The following is a 23,180-nucleotide window of genomic DNA, read 5'->3' on the forward strand; positions in this document are numbered from 1 at the left end:
GAAGACCTGTTGCCATAGCGCATCCTCCTGGTGAGGGTTCAAGAATGCACCATGACTTCCTGGGACTGCACACCTAGAAGGCATTGCCCCTCCTGCGGTAGAAATGGGCTGCAACCGATGAAGCAATGACGCAACCCCAAAATACCCAAAATGAAAGCAAGCTATAAAACGGGGTTGCGATGTAGGGATGGTTCTCGGTGTAACTACATTGCCATGAGGAATAGTCGAAACTGCCACCATGATCTAAGCATGCATCAGGGGCAAATGCTTGCCCTAGGAAATACCAAAACGCCACAAGGCTCGGTAGAAAAATGAGCCCTGTTGTGATTACTGAGCGCGGGGAGAATCTCATGGCTTCTAACGTTTGGTTAAGGGGCGGGCTTTAGCCCGTCCCAGTGAGCGAAGCGAACGGTTTGAACCACTAGTTAGGGATGAACTACAGATCTTCGTGAATTTTTCTTGAAAATAAATTGAATTTTATTTCGTTTTGAATGCAGATTCTTTTATCTATTGTGTTCATGAAGAAGGCGTTATTTCCGAATTTCTCAAGATAGACCCAGTCTCTTATCCCGCCTTTTTCGCAGAGATCTTTTTGCTCTAAGTAATGCACATTTCCTGCGCCGTTAAATATGGTTTTACCATCAGTGTAGCCGGTGGCTAAAGCCATAGAGATTTGGGCGAGGCCAACTGCACATACGATTAAATAAATATTGTTGCGCTCGAAAATTATGCGGAATGCCAAAATTAGCGAGAACAATATGAATAGAGAGCAAAATACTAATATGCTTTTTTCGTTGTCAAAGTGGAAATCGAATTTAGAGAAAGCCTCAAATGCCTTGAGTATTTCTTTTGCCCCGATGACGTAATGAAGCAGCATAATTATTACTATGCTGTAAAAGGGCGATTTCAAAGGGCTTTTTGAGTTTGTTTCTGCTTGAGCAATGAATAGCAATATAAAAGGTGCAAATAGAGCAAGAAGTCTATTGAGCGGGGCGGTGAGCAGGTCTATTGCACCAAGATAAGGAAATATATTGAATCCGAGCGGACGCCAAAATGCAAATATGTATGCAGCGCCTAATGCAATAGCATACCCATAAAGTAGTAGTCCGTGGCTTAGCTGTTCTGTGCTTTTCAAATGATGCGGACCTTTATCCCTAACTATAAATAGACACCGGATGGTGCATAACACCCCAGACGGGATTGGTGGATAACATTCCTTGTCATTTCTGCTTTCCCTGCCTACGCTGCGGGTTCCGCGGTCAGGATGACCGCTTCGGGGAGTTATACACCATGGATGGCAAGCCCAGGCTGCTCGACCAGATGCGTGAGCGGATTCGTGTCAAACACTACTCCATTCGCACCGAGAAGGTCTATTGCGAGTGGGTGAAGCAGTTCATACGTTTCCACCAGTACCGCCATCCCGTGGAGATGGGCGCTCCGGAAGTGGAGGTGTTTCTGACCGATCTGGCCGTGCTGAGTCCCCTGGACCGTCCCTGAGCCCGCTCACCCGCACTTGCTGTGCCCGCAGTTCAGGCAGGTGGCGCAGCCTTCCAGCTTGACCACCGCCTGGGTGTGGCAGTGGCCGCACAGTTGCGCGCCGGGGGGGAAGCCTTCGCCGGGTTCCAGCGCGGCGGCGCCCTGGCTGGCTTCCCAGGCGGCGCGGCGTTCGGCCAGGTAGCGCTGCTGCGCCGCGTCCGGGGTCTGCTCGCGGAGCATGCCGATGGCGATCAGGTGGCGCTCCAGCACTGCGCCGATCTCGGCGACTATCGACGGCATGTACACGCCGCCCTTCTTCAGGTAGCCGCCGCGCGGGTCGAACACCGCCTTGAGTTCCTCGACCAGGAAGGTGCAGTCGCCGCCCTTGCGCAGCACCGCGGACATTATGCGGGTGAGGGCGACTATCCATTGGAAGTGGTCCATGTTCTTCGAGTTGATGAAGATCTCGAAGGGCCGGCGCTGCTCGAAGGGCGTGCCGGCGTTGAGCAGGATGTCGTTGATGGTCACGTAGAGGGCGTGCTCGAACAGCGGCGACTTGATCTTGTAGGTGGTGCCGGTCAGCACTTCCGGGCGCTGCAGGCTTTCGTCGAGCTGCACCGGGGCTCCGGGCGTTTCGGCGGGGCGCTGGCCTTGGGCGACCACCTGGAAGCTCTTGATGCGCTGGTCGATCTTCACGGTCATGGGCGTTCTCCCGGAGTGGGCATCCGCTGCGCGCGGCGCACCCTGCGGAGGGGTCAATACTTGCCGTAATAGCCTTCCTTGAGCGCGTCGAACAGGTTGGCGGCGGTGTTCACCTCGCCGTCGTACTCGACCAGCTCGTTGCCGCGCAGCTCCACCACGCTGCCGTCCTCCAGCTCGAAGCGGTACAGGGTGTTCGCGAGGTCCGTCTCGCGCACCAGCACGCCCTGGAAGGCGGCGGGGTTGAAGCGGAAGGTGGTGCAGCCCTTGAGGCCCTGGCGCCAGGCGTAGCGGTAGATGTCCTTGAACGCCTCGAAGGGGTAGTCGCTGGGCACGTTGGCGGTCTTGGAGATCGACGAGTCGACCCACTTCTGCGCCGCGGCCTGCATGTCGACGTGCTGGGTCGGGCCGATGTCGTCGGCGCCGACGAACCACTCCGGCAGGCCGCGGTCCGGGTCGGCCTGTGGATCGACCAGCGCGCGGTAGGCCAGCAGTTCGTAGCTGAGCACCTCGACCTGTTCCTTGGCCTTGCGCCCGGGGCGCACCAGGTTGCGCACGTAGCGGTGGGCGAAGCTCGGTTCGATGCCGTTGGAGGCGTTGTTGGCCAGGCTCAGGCTGATGGTGCCGGTGGGCGCGATGGAGCTGTGGTGGGTGAAGCGCGCGCCGGTTTCGGCCAGCGCGGCGACCAGTTCGGGGGCGATCTCGGCGAGGCGCTGCATGTAGCGTGAGTAGCGTGCGTGCAGCACACGGCCCGGCAGCCTGTCGCCCAGCCGGTAGCCGTCGCTGGCCAGCTCCGGGCGCTGGCGCAGCATCTGCGCGGTGACCTCGAACTCCTGCGCCAGCAGCGGCGCCGGGCCTTTCTCCCTGGCCAGCTCCAGCGCCGTCTGCCAGCCGACCAGGGCCAGTTCGCGGGCCACGTCCTCGGTGAAGCGGCAGGCCTCGGCGCTGCCGTAGCGCAGGCGCAGCATGGCCAGCGCCGAGCCGAGGCCGAGGAAGCCCATGCCGTGGCGGCGCTTGGCGAGGATCTCGCGGCGCTGCGTCTCCAGCGGCAGGTTGGCGAGTTCCACCACGTCGTCGAGCAGGCGGGTGAAGATGGCCACCACCTGGCGGAAGCGCTCCCAGTCGAAGCGCGCGTCGATGCCGAACGGCGCCTCGACGAAGCGGGTGAGGTTGACCGAGCCGAGCAGACAGGCGCCGTAGGGCGGCAGGGGCTGCTCGCCGCACGGGTTGGTCGCGCGGATCTCCTCGCACCACCAGTTGTTGTTGAGCTGGTTGACCCGGTCGACGAGGATGAAGCCGGGCTCGGCATAGTCGTAGGTGGAGGCCATCAGCATGTCCCACAGGTGGCGGGCGCGCACCTTGCCGTAGACCCGGCAGGCCACCTTGCCGTCCTCGCGCACCCGGTAGCCCTCGCGCAGCGGCCAGTCGCGCCAGAGCACCTGGTCGGGGTTGGCCAGGTCCAGCCGGTCGACCTCGCGCGGGTGCAGCGGGAACACCAGCGGCCAGTCGGCGTCGTTCTCCACCGCCTGCATGAAGTCGTCGCCGATCAGCAGGCTGAGGTTGAACTGGCGCAGACGGCCGTCCTCGCGCTTGGCGCGGATGAACTCGCGCACGTCCGGGTGGGCGATGTCGAAGGTGGCCATCTGCGCGCCGCGCCGCCCGCCGGCGGAGCTGACGGTGAAGCACATCCGGTCGAAGATATCCATGAACGACAGCGGCCCGCTGGTGCGCGCGCCGGCGCCGGCGACCAGCGCGCCGCGCGGGCGCAGGGTGGAGAACTCGTAGCCGATGCCGCAGTTGTGGATGACCATCAGGCCGTTCTCGCCTGCCAGATAGTTGTGATGCTGCTCGACGGTGAAGTCATGAAAGGTTTCGCCGATGTCCAGATTGCGGCGGATGCTCTCCACCGGACGCAGGATGCGCGCGAAGTCGATCAGTTCGCGCAGTTGCGGAAATCGCTGGCTCCAGCGATCGAGCCAGATACGGCTGACGATGTCCTTGCGGTGGTAGCCGTGATGGAAACCGAGCGTCTGCCGCTCCCGACAGTCGAGGCGTTCCGCTTCGGCGCTCAGCGCTGCGCCAAGTCGGACCGGCAGGCGATAGCGATCGTATTGCCCCGACTGGCTGGCCTGCTCGGTGATACGGCTGCGCTTGCTGCTGTCGGCCATGAACTCGGCGACCCTGGCGAGAAAGGCCGAATCGGAGATCTTCAGCAGCGCTCCCCCGCTGTCGCGGATGACATGACCGTTGTGGAGGTGTTCGCGGGGTTTGCGCCGCGAGATGCCTCCCGGCACGCCGAACAGTGCCAGCAGTCCTTGCAGTTGTGCGGCAAAGGCCTGGCTCTGCATGGCGATGGTCACGCTGCCCCGCTCGCGGCTGACCGTTCCGTCCGTGTCGATCAGGCCGGCCAGGAACGGCAGGAAGCTCCGTTCGGGGTGAGACATCACCCATGCCGGTACCCGCAGGGTGGCGCTTTTCGGGCCGACCTGCCCGTCGATCAGGTTAATGGCTCTGCTGGCCGCAAAGCTGGCCACGGTGTAGCTCCAGACCGGCGTGCCGTTCCGCGTGGTCGTGGAGGCTACCTGCGCCTGCGCTCCGCAGAAGGCCTGGAAGAAGGCGGCGTACCGCTCGACGACTTCACGCTCTGCGGCAAGGATCTTGAAAACCAGACGTCTGCCGGCAGCGCAGGCCCTTTCGAGCCATGCCCGGCGGCTTTTCCGGTAGCGGAAGCGTTTCTCGCTGCAACTGCCGTCGCCCAGATGGGCGCCGGCAAACCAGGCCTGCAGCGCATGGCTACGGTCGGCTTCCCAGGCGAAGCGGTGGTGGACCAGGGCATCGTGCGCGTCGATCTCGTCCGCCCGCACATAGATCAGCCGATCATGGCGGTAGACCAGCACCGGATGGTGGATCGAGGTCTTCAGGCTGGCTCCGTTCGAGACGATCTCGATGTTCTCCGAACGGGACACCCGGAGGGTCAGATGTCGCTCGATGGCGCGCATTTCGAAACGGCCGGCATTGCGATCAAAGCAGAGCATGCGCGCATGGCGCTCATCGGCCGCGCGCCGGGCCGACACCACGCCATGCTCGGTGACGACCCAGGTGTCCGGAGAGACGCAGCCGGCCTTGAGGGTCAGGCCGGCCTCGTGCAGCTTGCCGAGGATGTCGTCCATGGAGTCATGGATGCTGCCGGACACCGTGCAGTTGACGGTCGAGGTGGCCGGCCGCTGCTGCTGCGCGCCGGCGTTGGCGACGATGCGCCCGGCAGGGATGGCGCCATTCTGCAGCGCCCAGAGGAACTGCGCGTACCAGTGCTCGCGCTGCTCGGGCGCCTCCACCTCGGCGACGGCGCGGGCCACCCGCCGCCAGGTGGCGTCGAGGTCGGCGTCCACCGGCGTGCCGTCGGCTTCGACAAGGCGGTACTTCTGCGCCCAGATGTCCAGGGCTGCGGCCTGCAGGGGGATGGCGGTCGCGCGTGGCGGCGTTGTGCCTGCGTGCCTGGCCATGGCGCCGAACCTCCGGTCGAAGCAAGGATGCTTTCACCTTAGCTGCAGGCCCGCAGCTGCGCCCGGATGTCGGTCGCGCGGTCGTCGCCGGGCAGGCAGCGCCGGGCGTGCTAGCGTTCTTCCAGTCAGCCCTCCGCACAGGTGATCCGCCGTGGACGAGTCGAACATGATCAGCGCCGGTACCGAAAAGGCCGGCCAGCTCTGGCAACTGGTCGCCGACTACGGCGCCGCCTTCGCGGTGAAGATCCTCGCCGCCATTGCCTTCTGGGTGGTCGGCCGCTGGCTGATCGGGGTCGCCGTCGGCCTGGTGCAACGCTCCCTGGGCGCGCAGCGGGTCGATCCGACCGTGCTGCGCTACCTCGGCTCGTTCATCACCGTCACCCTCAACATCCTGCTGGTGATCGGCATCCTCGGCTATTTCGGGGTGCAGACCACCACCTTCGCCGCGCTGATCGCCGCGGTCGGCCTGGCCATCGGCATGGCCTGGTCGGGGCTGCTGGCCAACCTCGCCGCCGGCGGCTTCATCATCGTCCTGCGCCCGTTCAAGGTCGGCGACTTCGTCAGCGCCGGTGGCGTGACCGGCACGGTCACCGAGATCGGCCTGTTCGCCACGGCGATCACCACCCCGGACAACGTGCTGACCCTGGTGGGCAACAACAAGATCTTCGGCGACAACATCCTCAACTACACGGCCAACCCGTTCCGTCGCGTCGAGCTCAAGGCCCAGCTGGCCGGCGCCGCCGACTGGCACGCCGCGGCGGCGCTGCTCAAGCAGCGCATCGCCGCCATCGACAACGTGCTGGCCACGCCTGCGGTGGACGTGGAGATCCTCGAGTTCAACCTGGTCGGTCCGGTGCTGGCGGTGCGCCCGTACTGCCACAACGACCACTACTGGCAGGTCTACTTCGACACCAATCGCGTCATCAAGGACGCCCTCGGCGAGGCCGGCTTCCCGGCACCGATGCCGGCGCAGACAGTCATCGTGCAGCAGTCCGGCGGCCCGCTTTGACAGGGGAGCGGGGCGAACCTACGCTGCTGTGGCATCGACTCGAGGCATGAGTGGTCCGGTCTGGCGCGTGCGCGACCAGGCCGGTGCAGGGGGCGAGACGGTGTGGCTGGGCGGTTTCCGCGCTCGCTGCGGGACGCCCGTTCGCGCAATCCCTGGACGGTGCGTGCCCGCTGCGGCATGGCCCGCCCGACCCGCGACGAGGAGCACCCGATGAAACCCCTTCTGCTTGCCCTGCTGGCCGCGCTGCCCGCCACGGTGGCCCAGGCCGCCGACCCCGAGGTTCCCTATCCCGCCGGATACCGCTACTGGCAGCATGTCAAGAGCATGGTGATCGAGCAGGGGCACCCGCTGTACGAGTCCTTCGGCGGCATCCACCACATCTATGCCAATGCCGCCGCCCTGGAGGGCTACAAGGCCGGCAAGTTTCCGGACGGCGCGGTCATCGTGTTCGATCTGCTGGAGGCCAGGCGTGCCGACAGCGCGGTCACCGAAGGATCGCGCAAGGTGGTCGGGGTGATGCACAAGGATGCCGGCAAGTACGCCGCCACCGGCGGCTGGGGCTTCGAGGGCTTCGCTGCCGGCGACCCGGCCCGGCGCGCGGTGGGCGCCAATGCGGCGAGCGCCTGCTACTCCTGCCACGCCCCCGAGAAGGCCCACGACTACGTGTTCAGCCGGCGGCGCGACTGACCTCCCGCATCCTGGCGTTGCGCCGCGGCCTCTCGCCGACGAGGGGCCGTGGCGCTCGCTGTGCCCGCCACGAAGACCTGCCGTCCCCCTTGCAATGCCCGTCTGCTCTACCTAGAGTTCACCCGCACCCGAGAGGCCTCCACGGCCGTCTGGCACGGAGGCTCCAGCAGGTTATGGAGCAACCATGATCGAGATCGAAAAACTCACCAAACGCTTTGCGCAGCACACGGCGGTGGACGAGCTGTCCTTCCGCGTCCAGCCCGGCGAAGTGCTGGGTTTCCTCGGCCCCAACGGGGCCGGCAAGTCGACCACCATGAAGATGCTCACCGGCTTCCTCGCGCCGACGTCGGGCACCGCGCGCATCTTCGGCTTCGACATCCGCAGGCAGACCCTCAAGGCCCAGCAGCAGATCGGCTACCTGCCCGAGGGCGCGCCCTGCTACGGCGACATGAAGGTGCGCGGTTTCCTCGAGTTCATCGCCGAGGTGCGCGGTTTCCGCGGCGCCGAGAAGAAGGCGCGGGTGGCGAAGGCGGTGGCGCAGGTCGAGCTGGACAAGGTCCTCGAGCAGTCGATCGAGACCCTGTCCAAGGGCTTCAAGCGCCGCGTCGGCCTGGCCCAGGCGATCCTCCACGATCCGCGCGCGCTGATCCTCGACGAGCCCACCGACGGCCTCGACCCCAACCAGAAGCATCAGGTGCGCCAGCTGATCCAGAACCTGGCGACCGACAAGATCATCATCATTTCCACGCACATCCTCGAGGAAGTCACCGCGGTCTGTTCCCGCGCAGTGGTGATCGCCGGCGGCCGGCTGCTGGCCGACGGCACGCCCTTCGAGCTGGAGAGCCGTTCGCGCTACCACCAGGCGGTGACCCTGGTCGGCGAGGCGCCGCTGGACGAGGCGGCGCTGGCGGCGCTGCCGGGCGTGGCCGGAGTGGAGCGCAACGCCCGCGAGCACAGCCTGACCGTGCTGGCGCAGCCCGGCCAGGTGATCTTCCCGCAGGTCAGCGCGCTGGTGGCGGTGCGCGGCTGGAACATCAAGGAAATGGACGTGGAGCGCGGCCGCCTCGACGAGGTGTTCCGCACCCTGACCCGAGGAGAGGCGGCATGAGGCAGTTGCCGGTAGTCTTCAGGCGCGAGCTGGCGAGCTATTTCGCCACGCCGCTGGCCTACGTGTTCATCGTGATCTTCCTGGTGCTGTCCGGGGTGTTCACCTTCTATCTGGGCAGCTTCTTCGAGCGCGGCCAGGCCGATCTCGCGCCGTTCTTCGAATTCCATCCATGGCTCTATCTGTTCCTGGTGCCGGCGCTGGCCATGCGCCTGTGGGCGGAGGAGCGCAAGAGCGGCACCATCGAGCTCTTGATGACCCTGCCGATCACCCGCGCCGAAGCGGTGGGCGGCAAGTTCCTCGCCGCCTGGGCGTTCGCCGGCATCGCCCTGCTGCTGACCTTCCCGATGGTCATCACGGTCAACTACCTGGGCGAACCGGACAACGGCGCCATCCTCACCGGCTACATCGGCAGCTGGCTGCTGGCCGGCGGCTACCTGGCGATCGGCTCGTGCCTGTCGGCGCTGGCCAAGAACCAGGTGATCGCCTTCATCCTCACCGTCTGCGTGTGCTTCCTGTTCATCGTCAGCGGCTTCCCGCTGGTGCTCGATGCCTTCAGCGGCTGGGCGCCGCAGGCGCTGGTGGATGCGGTGGCCTCGCTGAGCTTCCTGACCCGCTTCGATGCGATCAGCAAGGGCGTGCTCGACGCGCGCGACCTGCTGTACTTCGCCAGCCTGATCCTGGCCTGGCTGGCCGCCACCGCGGTGGTCATCGATCTGAAGAAAGCCGACTGAGGAGCGCGCGATGAAACGCATCATCCATTCCGGCAGCGGGCTGCTGCTGATCGCCCTGGCGTTCCTGGCCTTCAACATGGTCGCCGGCCTGGGGCTGCCCAACGCCCGTCTCGACCTCACCGAGCAGAAGCTCTACACCATCAGCGAAGGCACCGAACGCATCCTCGCCGGGCTGGACGAGCCGGTGAACCTGTACTTGTTCTACTCCGACAACGTCAGCCGCGACCTCGTGCCGGTGCGCAACTACGCGCGGCGCGTCACGGAGATGCTGCGCGCCTACGAGCGCGCCGCCGGCGGCAAGATCCGCCTCGAGGTGATCGACCCCGAGCCGTTCTCCGAGGACGAGGACCGCGCCGCCGAGTTCGGCCTGCACGCCGTGCCGCTGCAGCAGGGCGGCGACAAGCTGTACTTCGGCCTGGCCGGCACCAATGCGCTGGACGACGTGCAGACCATCCCGTTCTTCCCGCTCGACCAGGAGGAGTTCCTCGAGTACGAGATCAGCCGCCTGGTACAGAGCCTGGCCAAGCCGCAGCGGCCGGTGGTCGGCGTGCTCTCGGGGCTGCAGATGGACGGCGGCTTCAATCCGCTGACCGGTCAGGCCGGCACGCCCTGGATGATCATGGAACAGATCCGCCAGCAGTTCGCCCTCAAGAGCCTGCAGGCCGGCATCGACCGCATCCCCGACGAGGTGTCGGTGCTGCTGCTGGTGCATCCCAGGCAGCTGCCGCAGCCGACCCTGTATGCCATCGACCAGTTCGTGCTGCGCGGCGGCAAGCTGCTGGCCTTCGTCGACCCGTTCAGTGAGGCCGACAGCGGCGGGATGACGGGGCAGGGCAATGCCTCCGACCTCGAACCGCTGTTCAAGGCCTGGGGGCTGCGTCTGCGTCCGGGCGAGATGCTGGTCGACGGCAGCTATGCGATGGCCGTGGGCATGGGCGCGGAACAGCGGCCGGTGCGCCATCCGGCCTGGCTGAGCCTGCCCAGGGCGGCGCTCGACCGCGAGGACGTGACCACCGCCGCGCTGGAGAACCTGACCGTGGCCAGCACCGGCATCCTCGAACCGGTCGAGGGAGCGAAGACCCGTTTCACTCCGCTGCTGCACAGTTCCGAGTACGCCATGCCGATGGACGCCCAGCGCCTGGCCATGCTGCGCGACCCGCAGGAGCTGCTGCGCGACCTTGAGCCGACCGGCGAGCGCTACGCCCTGGCCGCGCGGATCAGCGGGCCGGCGCAGTCGGCTTTCCCCGACGGCATCGAGGGGCAGAAGGATGGCCTGAAGGGCGCCGAGAACATCAACCTGATCGTGGTCGCCGACACCGACCTGCTCGCCGACCGCATGTGGGTGGAGGTGCAGGACTTCTTCGGCCAGCGCATCCCGCAGCCGTTCGCCGACAACGCCGGCTTCGCCATCAACGCGCTGGACAACCTGGCCGGCAGCGATGCGCTGATCAGCGTGCGTTCGCGTGGACGCTTCAGCCGGCCGTTCGTGGTGGTGGAGAACCTGCAGCGCCAGGCCGAGGCGCGCTTCCGCGAGCAGGAGGAGATCCTCAATCAGCGCCTGGCGCAGACCGAGCAGCGTCTGGCCGAGCTGCAGCAGGGCGACAATCCCGAGCAGGTGCTGGAGTTGACCCCCGAGCAGCAGGCGACGGTGCAGCAGTTCCTCCAGGAGAAGCTGGCGATCCGCAAGGAGCTGCGCGAGGTGCGCTACCGCCTCAACGCCGATATCGAGGCGCTGGGCCGCAGCCTGAAGTTCGTCAACATCGGTCTGGTGCCGCTGCTGCTCACCGTCGCGGTGATCGGCCTGTGGCTGCTGCGCCGCCGGCGCACGGCCTGAGCCCGCTCGTGCAGGTGGGTTGGCCGCATGGCGGCGCAACCCGCCAACGATGCCGCAAGGCATCGCCCTAGCCGGCCTTGCGGCCACAGGGTGGGTTACGGCCTGCGGCCTGGCCCACCCTGCGCTGGCCTTGAGCGCCCGGCATGTCCAAGGAGGTACTCATGCAACGCAAGTCGCTATGGATTCTGCTGCTGGCCGTGCTGGGGCTGGGCGGGCTGTTCGCCTGGCTGCAGCGCGGCGCCGAGGCGCCGCGCCTGGCCGAGCGTCAGCTGCTGCTGCCGGCGCTGGCCGGCCATGCGGAGCGGGTGCAGGCGCTGGAGATCCGTCATGGCGAGCTGCCGGAAATCCGCATCGAACGCCGCGACGGCGGCTGGGTGGTGCCGGCCAAGGCCGGTTTCCCGGCGGCGGCCGGCGAGGTCAATCGCCTGCTGCGTGCGCTGGGCGAGGCGCGCAAGGTCGAGGCCAAGACCCGCAACCCGGACAACCATGCCCGCCTGGGCCTGGCCGAGCGCGGCGAGGGAGCGGCCACCCGGCTGACCCTGGAGGGTGTCGGCCAGGCGCCGCTGGCGCTGCTGATCGGCCAGGCCTCGCGCCAGGGCGGCCAACTGGTGCGGCTGCCGGGCGACGACCAGGTGTGGCTGGTCGACCAGCCGCTGCAGCTGGTGGACAACGAGCTGGCCTGGCTGGACCGGCGCATCAGCGCCATTCCCTTCGCCGAGGTTCGCGAGGTGACGGTGCGCCACGCCGACGGCGAGCAGCTCGACGTCTGGCGCGAGTCGCCCGAGCAGTTCAACCTCGCCCTGCGCCAGCTGCCACCCGGCAGGAGGCTGGCCTACGAGGCAGCGGCCAACGGCATGGCCACGCTGTTCGCCAGCCTGGATTTCGCCGACGCCGCGCCGCTGGCGCAGGTCGGCTTCAAGGGCGCCCCCGAACTGACCTTCCGCCTGAGCACCTTCGCCGGCGGCGAACTGCAGGGCTCCTTCCACCTGCAGGGCGGGCAGCACTGGCTGGTGCTCGGCGCCGGCAAGGGCCTCGACGGCCAGTTGATCGCTGGCCGGGAGTGGGCCTACCGTCTCGAGGAGCAGCAGTACCGCACGCTGGCCAAGCGGGTGAAGGACCTGCTGGCCCCCGGCGGCTGAGCGGGCGAATACCGCCCCGATCCTTGCGTTGGGTCAAGCCCGGGGGGCTTTTCAGTACACGCTCTTTGTTTATACTCGGGACAGCGGTCGTCAAGAACGCCATTCGTAATACCCGCTCCAGACGCCGTGTGGCGGCGGAGGTCGGATATAACAAGAAGAACGTTTTCAACGTACCGTCCCGAGCTGCTCCCGTGGTGGAGCAATGAAAATTTGCGAGTCTGGAGAGAGTTGTAATGGCGAATCGTGAGATTGGAACCGTCAAGTGGTTCAACGATGCCAAGGGCTATGGATTCATTCAGCGCGAGAGCGGCCCTGACGTGTTCGTGCACTATCGTGCGATCCGTGGCGAAGGCCACCGTTCGCTGATCGAGGGGCAGCGCGTCGAGTTCGCCGTCGCCCAGGGCCAGAAGGGCCTGCAGGCGGAAGACGTCACCAAGCTCTGAGACTCGAGCTGTGCAAGAAGCCCGTCCTCGCGACGGGCTTTTTGTTGTCCGCCGTTTGCCCGGCTCAGGCGAGGACGGGCAGGGCGCCCAGGCAGCCGATGTCCTCGCGCGCCGTCTCCACCAGCAGGCACAGCGCCCGGTCCTGCTCGGCCCAGTGCTGGCAGGCGTCGGCCAGCAGTTCGAGGAAGGTTTCCAGCGCCGCTTCGTCCACGTCGCTGCCCGTGGCGGTCGGCAGGCGCACGGCGAGCAGCCGGTCGGCCGGCCAGTCCAGCTCGGTCAGGCAGTCCCAGGCGGCGTCCCAGTTCTGTCCGTAGTAGTCGGGGAAGTCCAGCGCCTGGCCGAGGGCGGCCAGCAGGCCCTCGCGGTCGATGCTCTGCGGCGCCAGGGGCCGCCAGAGAGTCTCCGGCGTTTCCCCGGGCCAGCCCGGCATGCAGCGGTAGATCCCGCAGCGACTGCGGTCGGCCAGGGCCTGCTCGGCGAACTGCTGCGGGGTCATGGTCTGGGCTCCAGCACGCGGAAGCTCTTGTAGTGGTCTTCGGTGTAGTAGTAGATCACCGGCGGGTTGCCGCCGGTGACGATGCGCCGCGGGCCGCGATGGGACAGCCCCGGCGTGCGTACCGTGTACTCGCGGTAGTAGCCGCGCGGCTGGGCCGGCAGCTGGCGCTCGCGGTTCTGGAACACGGTGCCGTCCTGGCTGTGCGGGTAGGGGCCGCCCCGGCGGATCAGGGCGAGGGTCTTGTCGATCTCGCGCTGGATCGGCGCCTCGACCTGCAGCGTGCTGCCGCCGCTGGCGGGCGCCGGGCTGAACAGGTTGTGCAGCGGCCCCTGGGTGAGCAGCCAGCCGACGAACAGCAGCACCAGCAGCGCGGCGCCGCTCAGCAGCTTGAGCGGGTTGCCCTGCGCCGGCCTGCCGGCGGGGCGCGGGCCGCGCTGACGCGGTGCGGGCTGCGCCTGCGGCGCCACGCCCTCGAGGCTGACCCAGGCGGCCTTGAGCCGGCCGGACTTGTCGCGGGTGATGTCGAACGCCGCCCGGTCGCCCTTCTGCGGCCGCCGTGCGGCATTGCGCACGGCGGAGATGTGGAAGAACACTTCAGCCGAGCCGTCGTCGGGCTGGATGAAGCCGAAACCGCGGTCGTCGTTCCAGGTGACGATCTTGCCTTGCATTGCCTGTCTCTTGAATGGTGGTGGGGAGGCCGGGGATCAGTCGGTGCGCCAGGTGATCTCGCTGACGCCTTCGGCGGTGACCTTCAGCCAGCGGTCGGCATCTTCCTCGCCCTGTTCCTCGCTCCAGCTGCCCGGGGCGCAGCGCACCTGGACGCCGAGCGCGGCACAGGCCGCCTTGGCGCAGGCCAGGTCGTCCTCCCAGGGGGTGAGATCGCTGTCCAGCAGCAGGCTGCTCCAGCGGCCCACCGCCTTGGGCAGCCAGGTGACGGAGATGTCGCCGGCGCGGCACTTGCTGGTCTGGCCGCGGGTCTGCCATTCGCTGCACGGGCCGATGGCCTGTTCCAGCCAGGCGGTCACCGCCGGCAGTTCGGCGTCCTTGAGGTAGATCTCGATATCCGGTTGGCGCATGTCGGGCTTCCTGATACGGCGATGGGGGGGCGCGGTCGGCGGGCGACCGCAGGGTGCAAAGCGTGGCCGGTTACTGGCGCTCGATCCAGTCGTAGCGCACCGAGACGGTGACCGTGAAGGGCTCGGCGAGGATGCGCTCGCGGCGCTCGGCGTTGACCCGCCAGCCGTGCGGGGTCATCGCCAGCAGGTCGCTGCGCGCGTCGAAGCTGTCCAGGTCCAGGCGGAACTCCAGGGTCTGGGTGTCGGCCAGCTTCAGGGTCTCCGGCAGGTCGGCCAGGTGCTTGTCGTCGACGTAGTCGCGCACCTCGTCGTAGAGCTTCTGGCGCAGCTCAAAGAGGTGCATGCGCGCCGGGCCCAGGCGCAGGATGCCGCCGCCGGGGCGCAGCAGGCGCGCCGCCTCGTGCCAGTCGATCGGGCTGAACACGCTGGCCAGCAGGCCGCAGGAGCCGGTGGCCAGCGGCACGCGGGCCATGCTGGCGACCATCCAGGTCAGCTGCGGCGCGCGCTTGCAGGCGCGCTTGACCGCCTCGCGGGAGATGTCCAGGGCGTAGCCGTCCGCCTGCGGCAGGGCCTCGGCCAGCTGCGCGGTGTAGTAGCCCTCGCCGCAGCCGATGTCGATCCAGCGCGCCGGCGCGCGTGCGCTGGCCAGCTCGGCCAGGCGCGCGGCCAGCGGCGCGTAGTGGCCGGCGCCGAGGAAGCGCCGGCGCGCCTCGACCATGGCGGCGTTGTCGCCCGGGTCGAGGCTCTTCTTGTGCTGCACCGGCAGCAGGTTCAGGTAGCCCTGGCGGGCGCGGTCGAAGCGGTGGCCTTGGCTGCACTGCACGCCGTTGTCGTGGCTGTGCAGCGCGCCGCTGCAGATCGGGCAGATCAGCATGGTCAGGCCGCCAGCAGACGCACCAGCGTCTGGTAGTAGATCTCGGTGAGCAGGTCCAGATCGCTGGCCAGCACCCGCTCGTTGACCTGGTGGATGGTGGCGTTGACCGGGCCGAGCTCGACCACCTGGGTGCCGAGGGTGGCGATGAAGCGGCCGTCCGAGGTGCCGCCGGTGGTCGAGGCGGTGGTGTCGCGGCCGGTGACCGCCTTGATGCTGGCCGACACCGCGTCGAGCAGGGCGCCCGGCTCGGTGAGGAACGGCAGCCCGGACAGCGACCAGTCGATCTGCCACTGCAGGCCGTGCTTGTCGAGGATCGCCGCGACGCGCTTCTGCAGGCCGTCCACCGTGGACTCGGTGGAGAAGCGGAAGTTGAACAGCGCGGTCAGTTCGCCGGGGATGACGTTGGTGGTGCCGGTGCCGGAATGGATGTTGGAGATCTGGAAGCTGGTCGGCGGGAAGAAGGCGTTGCCGGCGTCCCAGTGCTCGGCGGCCAGTTCGGCCAGCGCCGGGGCGACCAGGTGGATGGGGTTCTGCGCCAGGTGCGGGTAGGCGACGTGGCCCTGCACGCCCTGGATGCGCAGCTTGCCGTTGAGCGAGCCGCGGCGGCCGTTCTTGACGATGTCGCCGACCTGCGAGGTGCTCGACGGCTCGCCGACGATGCACCAGTCGAGGCGCTCGCGGCGCGCGGCCAGGCGCTCGACCACCGCCTGGGTGCCGTGCTGCGCCGGGCCTTCCTCGTCGCTGGTGATCAGGAAGGCGATGGCGCCCTTGTGCTGCGGGTGGTCGGCGACGAAGCGCTCGACGGCGACGATCATCGCCGCCAGGCTGCCCTTCATGTCGGCGGCGCCGCGGCCGCAGAGCATGCCGGCTTCGTCGACGAAGGCGGCGAACGGCGCATGCTGCCAGGCTTCCAGCGGACCGGTCGGCACCACGTCGGTGTGGCCGGCGAAGCACAGCACCGGGCCCTCGCCGCCGCGGCGGGCCCAGAAGTTGTCCACTTCCTCGATGCGCATCGGCTCCACGGCGAAGCCGCAGGCGGCCAGGCGCGCCATCATCAGCTGCTGGCAGCCTTCGTCCAGCGGGGTGACGGAGGCGCGGCGAATCAGCTCGCAGGCCAGTTCGAGGGTGGGGGAGAGGGTGGTCATGCAGGCTCCGCAAACGGCGAAAGATCGAAAGCGCCTATGGTAAAGGAAAACGGCGCCATTTCTGAGCGCCGTTGTCGGGGAAGGCCGGGGGCCGTGCTGCTCGCAGGGGCGAGTTCATTCGCCTGGAGGCCGGCATGGGCGAATGAGTCCGCCCATGCCGGCCTCCAGGGACGTCAGGCCGGCACCTCGTCGGCGCGCGGCTCGGGCCTGGGCAGCGAGGACAGCAGGGCCATGACCAGGGCGGCCAGGTAGGGCAGCGACTGCACCAGCAGCACGGTGACCCAGAAGAACACGTCGACGCCCGGCAGCGGCTGGGTCAGCGAGATGCCGAGGGCCGCCGCCCACAGCAGCAGCATGACGAACACCTCCTCGCGCGCTTCCGCCAGGGCCAGCAGCAGGCCGTGGTTGCTGCGCATCTTCGGCGTGCGGAAGAACGGGATGCTGCTGGTGACGAAGCCGAACAGCACCGCCTTGGCGATGGTGTGCGACAGCGCGAGGCCGGCCACCGCGGCGGCGCAGGCGTCCTTCATGTTCACGCCGACCGCGCGGCGGTAGAGGAACAGGATCTTGCCCAGCTTGAACATGAACAGTGCCAGCGGCGGGATGGCGAAGATCATCAGCGGCGGGTCGACCCGGTGCGGCACGATGATCATCGCCGCCGACCACAACAGGGCGCCGATGGTGAAGAAGATGTTCAGGCCGTCGGCGATCCACGGCAACCAGCCGGCGATGAAGTGGTAGCGCTGGCCGCGGGTCAGTTCGCTGTCCTTGCCGAAGAACAGGCTGGCCATGTGCCGCTTCATGATCTGGATGGCGCCATAGGCCCAGCGGAAGCGCTGCTTCTTGAAGTCGATGAAGGTGTCGGGCATCAGGCCCTTGCCGTAGCTCTGCTCGGAGTAGGCGGCCGACAGGCCCTTCTCGAACACGCGCAGGCCCAGCTCGGCGTCCTCGGTGATGCACCAGTCGGCCCAGCCGAGTTCGTCGAGCACGCTGCGGCGGGTCATGGTCATGGTGCCATGCTGGATGATCGCGTCGCGGTCGTTGCGGGTCACCATGCCGATGTGGAAGAAGCCCTTGTACTCGGCGTAGCACAGCTTCTTGAACAGCGATTCGTTCTGGTCGCGGTAGTCCTGCGGCGACTGCACCACGGCGATCTCCGGATCGGCGAAGTGCGGGACCATGTGCTTGAGCCAGTCGGGCTCGACGCAGTAGTCGGAGTCGATCACCGCGATCACCTCGGCGTCGGGCGCGGTATGGCCGAGGATGTAGTTGAGCGCGCCGCCCTTGAAGCCGGCCAGGGGCGCGACGTGGAAGAAGCGGAAGCGCGGGCCGAGGGTTTCGCAGTGGGCCTGCACCGGCTCCCAGACCGCCGGGTCCTTGGTGTTGTTGTCGATCACCAGGACCTCGAAGTCCGGGTAGTCGAGGCGCGCCAGCGCGTTGAGGGTCTGCTTGACCATCTCCGGCGGCTCGTTGTAGCAGGGCACGTGGATCGACACCTTGGGCCGGTAGGCATGCTCGTCGGTGACCGGCGGGAAGGGCCGCACGCGCTGGTGCTTCCACACGGTTTCGGCCAGCTCGTGGGCTTCGGTGAGCAGCACGATCATCACGCCGAGGGCGCCGATGGCCAGCAGGATGCCGACCAGGGTGCTGAACCAGTTGCTGTACTGCTGGCTGTAGTCGTAGGCGATCCACACCAGCATGGTGGCGGCGAGGAACGCGACTATGGTCAGGAAGGTGCGGCCGCGCTGGCGCAGGGCGCTGCCGTCGATCAGCAGCAGGGCGAGGGCGAGCAGGGCGAGCACGCCCGAGGCGGTGGCCAGCAGGCGCCACTGGGGGATTTCCACCACCGGGCCGGCGAACGGGAACTTGGGCTGGCGCTCGGCGTTGTAGACGCCCCAGTAGGCGCCCACCGAGCCTTCGTCGCCAGCCTTCCACGGCTGGTCGAAGGCCTCGATGACGAAGTAGTTGTAGCCTTTGGCGTTCAGCTTGTTGACCAGGGTGCGCAGGTAGATGGCCTGGTCGGCCTGGGTGGCCTGGGCGCCACCGCGGGTGCGGCCGTTGCTTGGCCAGCCGACCTCGCCCAGCAGCAGCGGCTTCTTCGGGAACATCTTCTTCAGTTCGCGGGCGCGCTCGAGGACGAAATCGACCGAGTCCTCCTGCGGCACGAACTCCCAGTAGGGCAGCACGTGGGCGGCGATCAGGTCGACGTGCTTGGCCAGCTCCGGGTACTTCTGCCAGATGTGCCACTGCTCGGCGGTGGTCACCGGCACCTTGAGCGCGCCGCGCACCCGGTCGAGGTAGCCGATCAGCTGTTCGGGGGTGACTTCCTCGCGGAACAGGGCCTCGTTGCCGACCACCACGCGCACCACGCTGCGCTCGCGCTTGGCGATCTCGATGCCGCGCTCGATCTGCGACTCGTTGGCCGCCTCGTCGTTGCTCAGCCAGATCCCCAGGGTCACGCGCAGGCCGGCCTCCTCGGCCAGGCGCGGGATCTCGGCCTGTATGCCGTCGACCGAGTAGGTACGGATGTTGTCGGTCTGACTGCTCAGCAGCTCGAGGTCGGCGCGGACCTCGTCCTCGCTCGGATAGGTGTTCTCCTGCGGGTTCTGGTGCAGGCGGAACGGGGCGTAGGAGAAGCCGGAGATCTGGTCGGGCCAGTCCGGGGCTTGCAGTGGTTGGTTGAACCAGGCCCACAGGCCGGTGAACAGGGAAGCCACGGCCACGACCATGACCAGGTTGAGACCCAATTTGCGAGCAGACATGTATGCAGGGTTCCAGGAAGAGGAACAGGGGAAAGGCCGGCGGACACCGACGCGCGCGCATCCTACTCTGTGCCCCGTGGGCTGTACAGGGGCGGTGCCGGCGTCCGTACTGCCAATATGACAGCGTTATCGCACGCCGGTTCGCTGGGCGCCGGCGGAGTGACGAACTTATAATGCGCCACGCATTTTTCCGGGGGTGTCATGCAGATCGACGAGCAGCGTTTTGGCGGCATTGCCCGCCTGTACGGCCGCCTTGGCCTCGAGCGCCTGGCCGCGGCTCATGTGGCGGTGGTCGGCATCGGCGGCGTGGGTTCCTGGGCCGCCGAGGCGCTGGCGCGCAGCGGGGTGGGCGAGATCTCGCTGTTCGACCTCGACGACGTCTGCGTGACCAACACCAACCGGCAGATCCACGCCCACGCCGGCAACATCGGCCGGGCCAAGGTCGAGGCGATGGCCGAGCGCATCCGTGCCATCAATCCGGACTGCACGGTGCACGCGGTGGCCGACTTCGTCACCCGTGAGACCATGGCCGAGTACATCACCGAGCAGCTCGACGGGGTGATCGACTGCATCGACAGCGTGGCGGCCAAGGCGGCGCTGATCGCCTGGTGCAAACGGCGCAAGATCCAGATCGTCACCACCGGCGGCGCCGGCGGGCAGATCGACCCGACGCAGATCCAGGTCGCCGACCTCAACAAGACCTTCAACGATCCGCTGGCGGCCAAGGTGCGCTCGACCCTGCGCCGCGACTACAACTTCTCGCGCACGCCGGGACGCACCTACAGCGTGCCCTGCGTGTTCTCCAGCGAACAGCTGCGCTACCCCAAGCCGGACGGCAGCGTATGCCAGGCCAAGGGTTTCGTCGGCGAGGGCGTGCGCCTGGACTGCGCCGGCGGCTTCGGTGCGGTGATGATGGTCACCGCCACCTTCGGCCTGGTCGCCGCGGCGAGGCTGGTCGACAAGCTGGTGGCCGGTGCGCGCCGCCCGGCGGAGCGTAAGGCAGCCGAGTAGGGTGCGCCATGCGCACCATCGAACCCGGGCGGTGAAGGACGGTGCGCGCGGCGCACCCTACGCCAGTTGGCGGATCCGCGTGAGCACCGCATTCAGCCCGTTGCTGCGCGAGGGCGACAGCTGGCGCGCCAGGCCGAGCCGATTGAACCAGTCGGCCACGTCCACCTCGGCCAGCTCGGCGGCGGTGAGGCCGTTGACCCGCAGCAGCAGCAGGGCCAGCAGGCCGCGCAGCAGGCGCGCGTCGCTGCTGGCGCGTATCTGTAGGCGTTCACCGTCATGGCCGGGTACCAGCCACACCGTGCTTTCGCAGCCGTGCACGCGGTTGCTCTCGCAGCGTTCCTCTTCGCTCAGCGGCTCCAGGCGTTCGCCCCACTGCATCAGCAGGCGCGCGCGCTGCTCCCAGCCGGGGCAGACGGCGAAGGCGTCCAGCGCCTCGCGGGCGGCCAGGGGCAGGTTCATCGCAGCAGCTCCAGGGCGTGGTTTAGGGCGGCGAAGAAGCGCTCCAGATCGTCGCCCTCGCTGTACAGGCCGAGCGACACGCGCACCGCGCCGGGCATGCCGAGGCGACGCAGCAGCGGCATGGCGCAGTGCTGGCCGGCGCGCACGGCGATGCCCTGCTCGCCGAGCAGGTGCGAGAGGTCGGCGTTGTGCACGCCCTCGACCACGAAGCTGGCCAGCGCGGTGTGCGGCTCGCTGAGCAGGTGCAGGCCGTCGAAGCGGCGCAGGCCCTTGAGCAGGCGCTGGTGCAGGGTGGCTTCGTGGGTGGCGATGGCCCGCTCGTCCTGGGCGTTCAGGTAGTCGAGCGCGGCGCCCAGGCCGATGGCGGCGGCGATCGGCGGGGTGCCGGCCTCGAAGCCCAGCGGCGGCGCACGGAAGTGGGCTTCGTGGTAGTCGGCGAACTGCACCATCTCGCCGCCGAACTGCCAGTGCTGCAGGCGGGCGAGGGCGCGGCGGCGGCCGTAGAGCACGCCGATGCCGTCCGGGGCGTACAGCTTGTGCCCGGAGAACAGGTAGAAGTCGCAGCCCAGCGCCTGCACGTCGTGGCGGCCGTGGACCACGCCCTGGGCGCCGTCGACCACGGTCAGGGCGTCCTGGGCGCGGGCCAGGGCCAGCAGGCGCTCCAGCGGCTGCCAGCGGCCGAGCACGTTGGACAGCTGGCTGACCGCCAGCAGGCGGGTGCGCGGGCCGATCAGGGTGGCGGCCTGCTCCAGGTCGACGTCGCCGGCGCCATCCAGCGGCAGCACCACCAGTTTCAGGTTGCGGCGCAGCGCCAGTTGCTGCCAGGGCAGCAGGTTGGCGTGGTGCTCGAGGGCGCTGACGGCGATCTCGTCACCGGCCGTGAACAGGTGCTCGAGGCCGTAGGCCAGCAGGTTGATACCTTCGGTGGTGCCGCGGGTGAAGACGATTTCGTCCGTGCTCTGCGCGTTCAGCCACTGGGCGACCTTGCTGCGGGCGCCCTCGAAGGCCAGGGTGGCCCGCTCGCCCGGGGCGTGCTGGGCGCGGTGCACGTTGGCGGCGCCGCCGGCGTAGTGGTCGAGCAGGGCATCCAGCACGGCCTGCGGCTTCTGCGCGGTGGCGGCGCTGTCGAGGTAGGTCTGGGCGCTGGCGGTGAAGGCGGCGAAGGCCGGGAAGTCGGCACGCCAGGGAGAAGGCAGGGACATGGTGGCTCCTGTCAGGGGCGGTCCCGGTAGGGTGCGCCACGCGCACCGCATGGCGGTGGCTGGCTGGTGCGCACGGCGCACCCTACGGCGAGCTGCTTAGTTGTGCGCGTGCAGCATCTCGTTGAGCTCGATCGCGGTCTTGTTGGTCTTGCACTCGACCGCGCCGGTCTGCGAGTTGCGGCGCAGCAGCAGGTCGTTCTGCCCGGCGATATCGCGCGCCTTGACCACTTCCACCAGCTGGTTCTGCTCGTCGAGCACGGCGACCTTGGTGCCGGCGGTGATGTACAGGCCGGACTCCACGGTGCAGCGGTCGCCCAGCGGGATGCCGATGCCGGCGTTGGCGCCGATCAGGCAGCCTTCGCCCACGGAGATGACGATGTTGCCGCCGCCGGACAGGGTGCCCATGGTCGAGCAGCCGCCGCCCAGGTCCGAGCCCTTGCCGACGAACACGCCGGCGGAGACGCGGCCTTCGATCATGCCCGGGCCGGCGGTGCCGGCGTTAAAGTTGACGAAGCCCTCGTGCATGATGGTGGTGCCTTCGCCGATGTAGGCACCCAGGCGCACGCGGGCGGTATCGGCGATGCGTACGCCGCTCGGCACCACGTAGTCGGTCATCTTCGGGAACTTGTCCACCGAGAACACTTCCAGCAGCTCGCCCTTCAGGCGCGCTTCCAGCTGGCGCTCGGCCAGCTCGGCCAGGTCGACGGCGCCCTCGTTGGTCCAGGCCACGTTGGGCAGCAGCGGGAAGATGCCGGCCAGGCTGGTACCGTGCGGCTTGACCAGGCGGTGGGACAGCAGGTGCAGCTTGAGGTAGGCCTCCGGGGTGGTCGCCGGGGCGGCATCCTCGGCCAGCAGCACAGCGACCAGCGGCTTGCGGCTCTCGGCCAGGCGGGTCAGCAGGGCGGCCTGGGTAGCGTCGATGCCCTTGAGTGCGCCGGCCAGGTCGTGGGCCTGGTGGTTGGTCATGGCGATGGTCTGGTTGCCGCCTTCGTAGCCGAGGGTGGCGGTGGTCGCGGCGACCAGTTCGGCGGCCGGAGCCAGCAGCGGCTGGGCGTAGAAGACTTCCAGCCAGGCGCCCTGGCGGTTCTGGGTGCCGACGCCGAAGGCGATGCTGTAGAGATTCTGCGACATGCGGATGTTTCCTTTCGAGAGTTGCGGGCGGCCGGCTCAGGCGAGCGCGGCGGCGTAGAGTTCCGGCTTGAAGCCGAGCAGGGTACGGTCGCCGAGGTCGAGCACCGGGCGCTTGATCATCGACGGCTGCGCCAGCATCAGCTCGATGGCGCGGTTCTGGTCGAGATCGGCCTTCTGCTCGTCGGCGAGCTTGCGGAAGGTGGTGCCGGCGCGGTTGAGGACCTTGTCCCAGCCGTGCTCGGCGCACCACCTTTCCAGGCTGGCGCGGTCGATGCCGGCGGCCTTGTAGTCGTGGAAGCGATAGGCGACGCCCTGCTCGTCGAGCCAGGTGCGGGCCTTCTTCATGGTGTCGCAGGCCTTGATGCCGTACAGGCACAGTTCGGTCATGGCGGGCT

21 protein-coding genes and 1 pseudogene are annotated in these 23,180 nt (G+C 67.7%); 9 read left to right on the forward strand and 13 right to left on the reverse strand.

What is annotated here, in order from left to right:
• Positions 1-436: 436 nt before the first annotated feature.
• A complete protein-coding gene (locus E5198_RS05835; RefSeq protein ID WP_136489066.1) occupies positions 437-1,135 on the reverse strand; it encodes a hypothetical protein in 699 nt (232 codons plus the stop codon).
• 155 nt (positions 1,136-1,290) lie between these two features.
• Here E5198_RS05835 and E5198_RS05840 point away from each other — a divergent pair.
• Positions 1,291-1,470 (forward strand): annotated as a pseudogene (locus E5198_RS05840) (phage integrase N-terminal SAM-like domain-containing protein); the annotation flags it as partial.
• A 33-nt stretch (positions 1,471-1,503) separates the two neighbouring features.
• Here the strand turns inward: E5198_RS05840 and E5198_RS05845 are convergent.
• Positions 1,504-2,178, reverse strand: coding sequence for an NrdJb (locus tag E5198_RS05845; protein ID WP_136489067.1), 675 nt, complete (start codon positions 2,176-2,178; stop codon positions 1,504-1,506).
• Between the two features lie 53 nt (positions 2,179-2,231).
• Positions 2,232-5,678: an adenosylcobalamin-dependent ribonucleoside-diphosphate reductase gene (locus tag E5198_RS05850; protein ID WP_256658999.1), complete on the reverse strand. Its 3,447-nt coding sequence runs from the start codon at positions 5,676-5,678 to the stop codon at positions 2,232-2,234.
• 166 nt (positions 5,679-5,844) lie between these two features.
• Between E5198_RS05850 and E5198_RS05860 the strand changes: the two genes are divergently transcribed.
• The 7 genes from E5198_RS05860 (at position 5,845) to E5198_RS05890 (ending at position 12,629) form a co-directional block, all read left to right on the forward strand.
• Positions 5,845-6,687 (forward strand): mechanosensitive ion channel family protein, encoded by an 843-nt coding sequence (locus E5198_RS05860; protein WP_372239868.1) that lies wholly within the window; start codon positions 5,845-5,847, stop codon positions 6,685-6,687.
• Between the two features lie 210 nt (positions 6,688-6,897).
• Positions 6,898-7,374, forward strand: coding sequence for a cytochrome P460 family protein (locus E5198_RS05865; protein WP_136489069.1), 477 nt, complete (start codon positions 6,898-6,900; stop codon positions 7,372-7,374).
• Between the two features lie 184 nt (positions 7,375-7,558).
• Entirely contained in the window at positions 7,559-8,482 is a 924-nt protein-coding gene (locus tag E5198_RS05870; RefSeq protein WP_136489070.1) for an ABC transporter ATP-binding protein, read from the forward strand.
• Positions 8,479-9,213: an ABC transporter permease subunit gene (locus E5198_RS05875; RefSeq protein WP_136489071.1), complete on the forward strand. Its 735-nt coding sequence runs from the start codon at positions 8,479-8,481 to the stop codon at positions 9,211-9,213. The genes E5198_RS05870 and E5198_RS05875 overlap by 4 nt, the downstream gene beginning before the upstream one ends.
• Before the next feature lie 10 nt (positions 9,214-9,223).
• Positions 9,224-11,047, forward strand: coding sequence for a Gldg family protein (locus E5198_RS05880; protein ID WP_136489072.1), 1,824 nt, complete (start codon positions 9,224-9,226; stop codon positions 11,045-11,047).
• A 161-nt stretch (positions 11,048-11,208) separates the two neighbouring features.
• Positions 11,209-12,186 (forward strand): DUF4340 domain-containing protein, encoded by a 978-nt coding sequence (locus E5198_RS05885; protein ID WP_136489073.1) that lies wholly within the window; start codon positions 11,209-11,211, stop codon positions 12,184-12,186.
• Positions 12,187-12,419: 233 nt separating this feature from the next.
• The gene (locus E5198_RS05890; protein WP_136489074.1) at positions 12,420-12,629 is read left to right on the forward strand and encodes a cold-shock protein; all 210 of its coding nucleotides are present in this window, start codon (positions 12,420-12,422) and stop codon (positions 12,627-12,629) included.
• A 64-nt stretch (positions 12,630-12,693) separates the two neighbouring features.
• Here E5198_RS05890 and E5198_RS05895 read toward each other — a convergent pair whose 3' ends face one another.
• The 6 genes from E5198_RS05895 to E5198_RS05920 form a co-directional block, all read right to left on the reverse strand.
• The gene (locus E5198_RS05895; protein ID WP_136489075.1) at positions 12,694-13,125 is read right to left on the reverse strand and encodes a barstar family protein; all 432 of its coding nucleotides are present in this window, start codon (positions 13,123-13,125) and stop codon (positions 12,694-12,696) included.
• Positions 13,122-13,793: a ribonuclease domain-containing protein gene (locus E5198_RS05900; protein WP_136489076.1), complete on the reverse strand. Its 672-nt coding sequence runs from the start codon at positions 13,791-13,793 to the stop codon at positions 13,122-13,124. The genes E5198_RS05895 and E5198_RS05900 overlap by 4 nt, the downstream gene beginning before the upstream one ends.
• Positions 13,794-13,829: 36 nt before the next feature.
• Positions 13,830-14,201: a hypothetical protein gene (locus tag E5198_RS05905; protein WP_136489077.1), complete on the reverse strand. Its 372-nt coding sequence runs from the start codon at positions 14,199-14,201 to the stop codon at positions 13,830-13,832.
• A gap of 70 nt (positions 14,202-14,271) precedes the next feature.
• Positions 14,272-15,075: a putative RNA methyltransferase gene (locus E5198_RS05910; protein ID WP_136489078.1), complete on the reverse strand. Its 804-nt coding sequence runs from the start codon at positions 15,073-15,075 to the stop codon at positions 14,272-14,274.
• Positions 15,076-15,077: 2 nt separating this feature from the next.
• Positions 15,078-16,220 (reverse strand): succinyl-diaminopimelate desuccinylase, encoded by a 1,143-nt coding sequence (gene dapE / locus E5198_RS05915; protein WP_136489079.1) that lies wholly within the window; start codon positions 16,218-16,220, stop codon positions 15,078-15,080.
• Positions 16,221-16,393: 173 nt separating this feature from the next.
• Complete coding sequence (locus E5198_RS05920) at positions 16,394-18,982, reverse strand: glycosyltransferase (protein ID WP_136489080.1); 2,589 nt, start codon at positions 18,980-18,982, stop codon at positions 16,394-16,396.
• A 201-nt stretch (positions 18,983-19,183) separates the two neighbouring features.
• On the opposite strand from E5198_RS05920, the gene tcdA reads away from it, so the two are divergent.
• On the forward strand, positions 19,184-19,993 hold the full coding sequence (tcdA, locus tag E5198_RS05925) for a tRNA cyclic N6-threonylcarbamoyladenosine(37) synthase TcdA (protein WP_136489081.1): 810 nt from the start codon (positions 19,184-19,186) through the stop codon (positions 19,991-19,993).
• 57 nt (positions 19,994-20,050) lie between these two features.
• Here the strand turns inward: tcdA and E5198_RS05930 are convergent, their stop codons facing one another.
• The 4 genes from E5198_RS05930 to E5198_RS05945 all read right to left on the reverse strand — a co-directional run bounded on the left by E5198_RS05930 (position 20,051) and on the right by E5198_RS05945 (position 23,172).
• The gene (locus E5198_RS05930; RefSeq protein ID WP_136489082.1) at positions 20,051-20,452 is read right to left on the reverse strand and encodes a SufE family protein; all 402 of its coding nucleotides are present in this window, start codon (positions 20,450-20,452) and stop codon (positions 20,051-20,053) included.
• Positions 20,449-21,654 carry an aminotransferase class V-fold PLP-dependent enzyme gene (locus tag E5198_RS05935; RefSeq protein ID WP_136489083.1) on the reverse strand — a complete coding sequence of 402 codons (1,206 nt, stop codon included), beginning with the start codon at positions 21,652-21,654 and terminating at the stop codon, positions 20,449-20,451. Before E5198_RS05935 ends, E5198_RS05930 begins: the two co-directional genes overlap by 4 nt.
• Positions 21,655-21,750: 96 nt before the next feature.
• Complete coding sequence (gene dapD, locus E5198_RS05940; RefSeq protein ID WP_136489084.1) at positions 21,751-22,785, reverse strand: 2,3,4,5-tetrahydropyridine-2,6-dicarboxylate N-succinyltransferase; 1,035 nt, start codon at positions 22,783-22,785, stop codon at positions 21,751-21,753.
• A gap of 36 nt (positions 22,786-22,821) precedes the next feature.
• Positions 22,822-23,172, reverse strand: coding sequence for an ArsC family reductase (locus E5198_RS05945; protein ID WP_136489085.1), 351 nt, complete (start codon positions 23,170-23,172; stop codon positions 22,822-22,824).
• Between the last annotated feature and the right edge of the window lie 8 nt (positions 23,173-23,180).

Origin of the sequence: Pseudomonas sp. A-1 (assembly GCF_004801855.1) — a bacterium.
Classification (GTDB): domain Bacteria; phylum Pseudomonadota; class Gammaproteobacteria; order Pseudomonadales; family Pseudomonadaceae; genus Geopseudomonas.

What these genes read in the sequence shown, in the direction of transcription:
- E5198_RS05890 (WP_136489074.1), top strand. Translation starts at nt 12,420, where the DNA reads ATGGCGAATCGTGAGATTGGAACCGTCAAGTGGTTCAACGATGCCAAG.
- E5198_RS05860 (WP_372239868.1), top strand. Translation starts at nt 5,845, where the DNA reads ATGATCAGCGCCGGTACCGAAAAGGCCGGCCAGCTCTGGCAACTGGTC.
- E5198_RS05885 (WP_136489073.1), top strand. Translation starts at nt 11,209, where the DNA reads ATGCAACGCAAGTCGCTATGGATTCTGCTGCTGGCCGTGCTGGGGCTG.
- E5198_RS05905 (WP_136489077.1), bottom strand. Translation starts at nt 14,201, where the DNA reads ATGCGCCAACCGGATATCGAGATCTACCTCAAGGACGCCGAACTGCCG.
- E5198_RS05870 (WP_136489070.1), top strand. Translation starts at nt 7,559, where the DNA reads ATGATCGAGATCGAAAAACTCACCAAACGCTTTGCGCAGCACACGGCG.
- E5198_RS05850 (WP_256658999.1), bottom strand. Translation starts at nt 5,678, where the DNA reads ATGGCCAGGCACGCAGGCACAACGCCGCCACGCGCGACCGCCATCCCC.
- tcdA (WP_136489081.1), top strand. Translation starts at nt 19,184, where the DNA reads ATGCAGATCGACGAGCAGCGTTTTGGCGGCATTGCCCGCCTGTACGGC.
- E5198_RS05910 (WP_136489078.1), bottom strand. Translation starts at nt 15,075, where the DNA reads ATGCTGATCTGCCCGATCTGCAGCGGCGCGCTGCACAGCCACGACAAC.
- dapE (WP_136489079.1), bottom strand. Translation starts at nt 16,220, where the DNA reads ATGACCACCCTCTCCCCCACCCTCGAACTGGCCTGCGAGCTGATTCGC.
- E5198_RS05895 (WP_136489075.1), bottom strand. Translation starts at nt 13,125, where the DNA reads ATGACCCCGCAGCAGTTCGCCGAGCAGGCCCTGGCCGACCGCAGTCGC.
- E5198_RS05875 (WP_136489071.1), top strand. Translation starts at nt 8,479, where the DNA reads ATGAGGCAGTTGCCGGTAGTCTTCAGGCGCGAGCTGGCGAGCTATTTC.
- E5198_RS05865 (WP_136489069.1), top strand. Translation starts at nt 6,898, where the DNA reads ATGAAACCCCTTCTGCTTGCCCTGCTGGCCGCGCTGCCCGCCACGGTG.
- dapD (WP_136489084.1), bottom strand. Translation starts at nt 22,785, where the DNA reads ATGTCGCAGAATCTCTACAGCATCGCCTTCGGCGTCGGCACCCAGAAC.
- E5198_RS05930 (WP_136489082.1), bottom strand. Translation starts at nt 20,452, where the DNA reads ATGAACCTGCCCCTGGCCGCCCGCGAGGCGCTGGACGCCTTCGCCGTC.
- E5198_RS05845 (WP_136489067.1), bottom strand. Translation starts at nt 2,178, where the DNA reads ATGACCGTGAAGATCGACCAGCGCATCAAGAGCTTCCAGGTGGTCGCC.
- E5198_RS05945 (WP_136489085.1), bottom strand. Translation starts at nt 23,172, where the DNA reads ATGACCGAACTGTGCCTGTACGGCATCAAGGCCTGCGACACCATGAAG.
- E5198_RS05920 (WP_136489080.1), bottom strand. Translation starts at nt 18,982, where the DNA reads ATGTCTGCTCGCAAATTGGGTCTCAACCTGGTCATGGTCGTGGCCGTG.
- E5198_RS05880 (WP_136489072.1), top strand. Translation starts at nt 9,224, where the DNA reads ATGAAACGCATCATCCATTCCGGCAGCGGGCTGCTGCTGATCGCCCTG.
- E5198_RS05935 (WP_136489083.1), bottom strand. Translation starts at nt 21,654, where the DNA reads ATGTCCCTGCCTTCTCCCTGGCGTGCCGACTTCCCGGCCTTCGCCGCC.
- E5198_RS05900 (WP_136489076.1), bottom strand. Translation starts at nt 13,793, where the DNA reads ATGCAAGGCAAGATCGTCACCTGGAACGACGACCGCGGTTTCGGCTTC.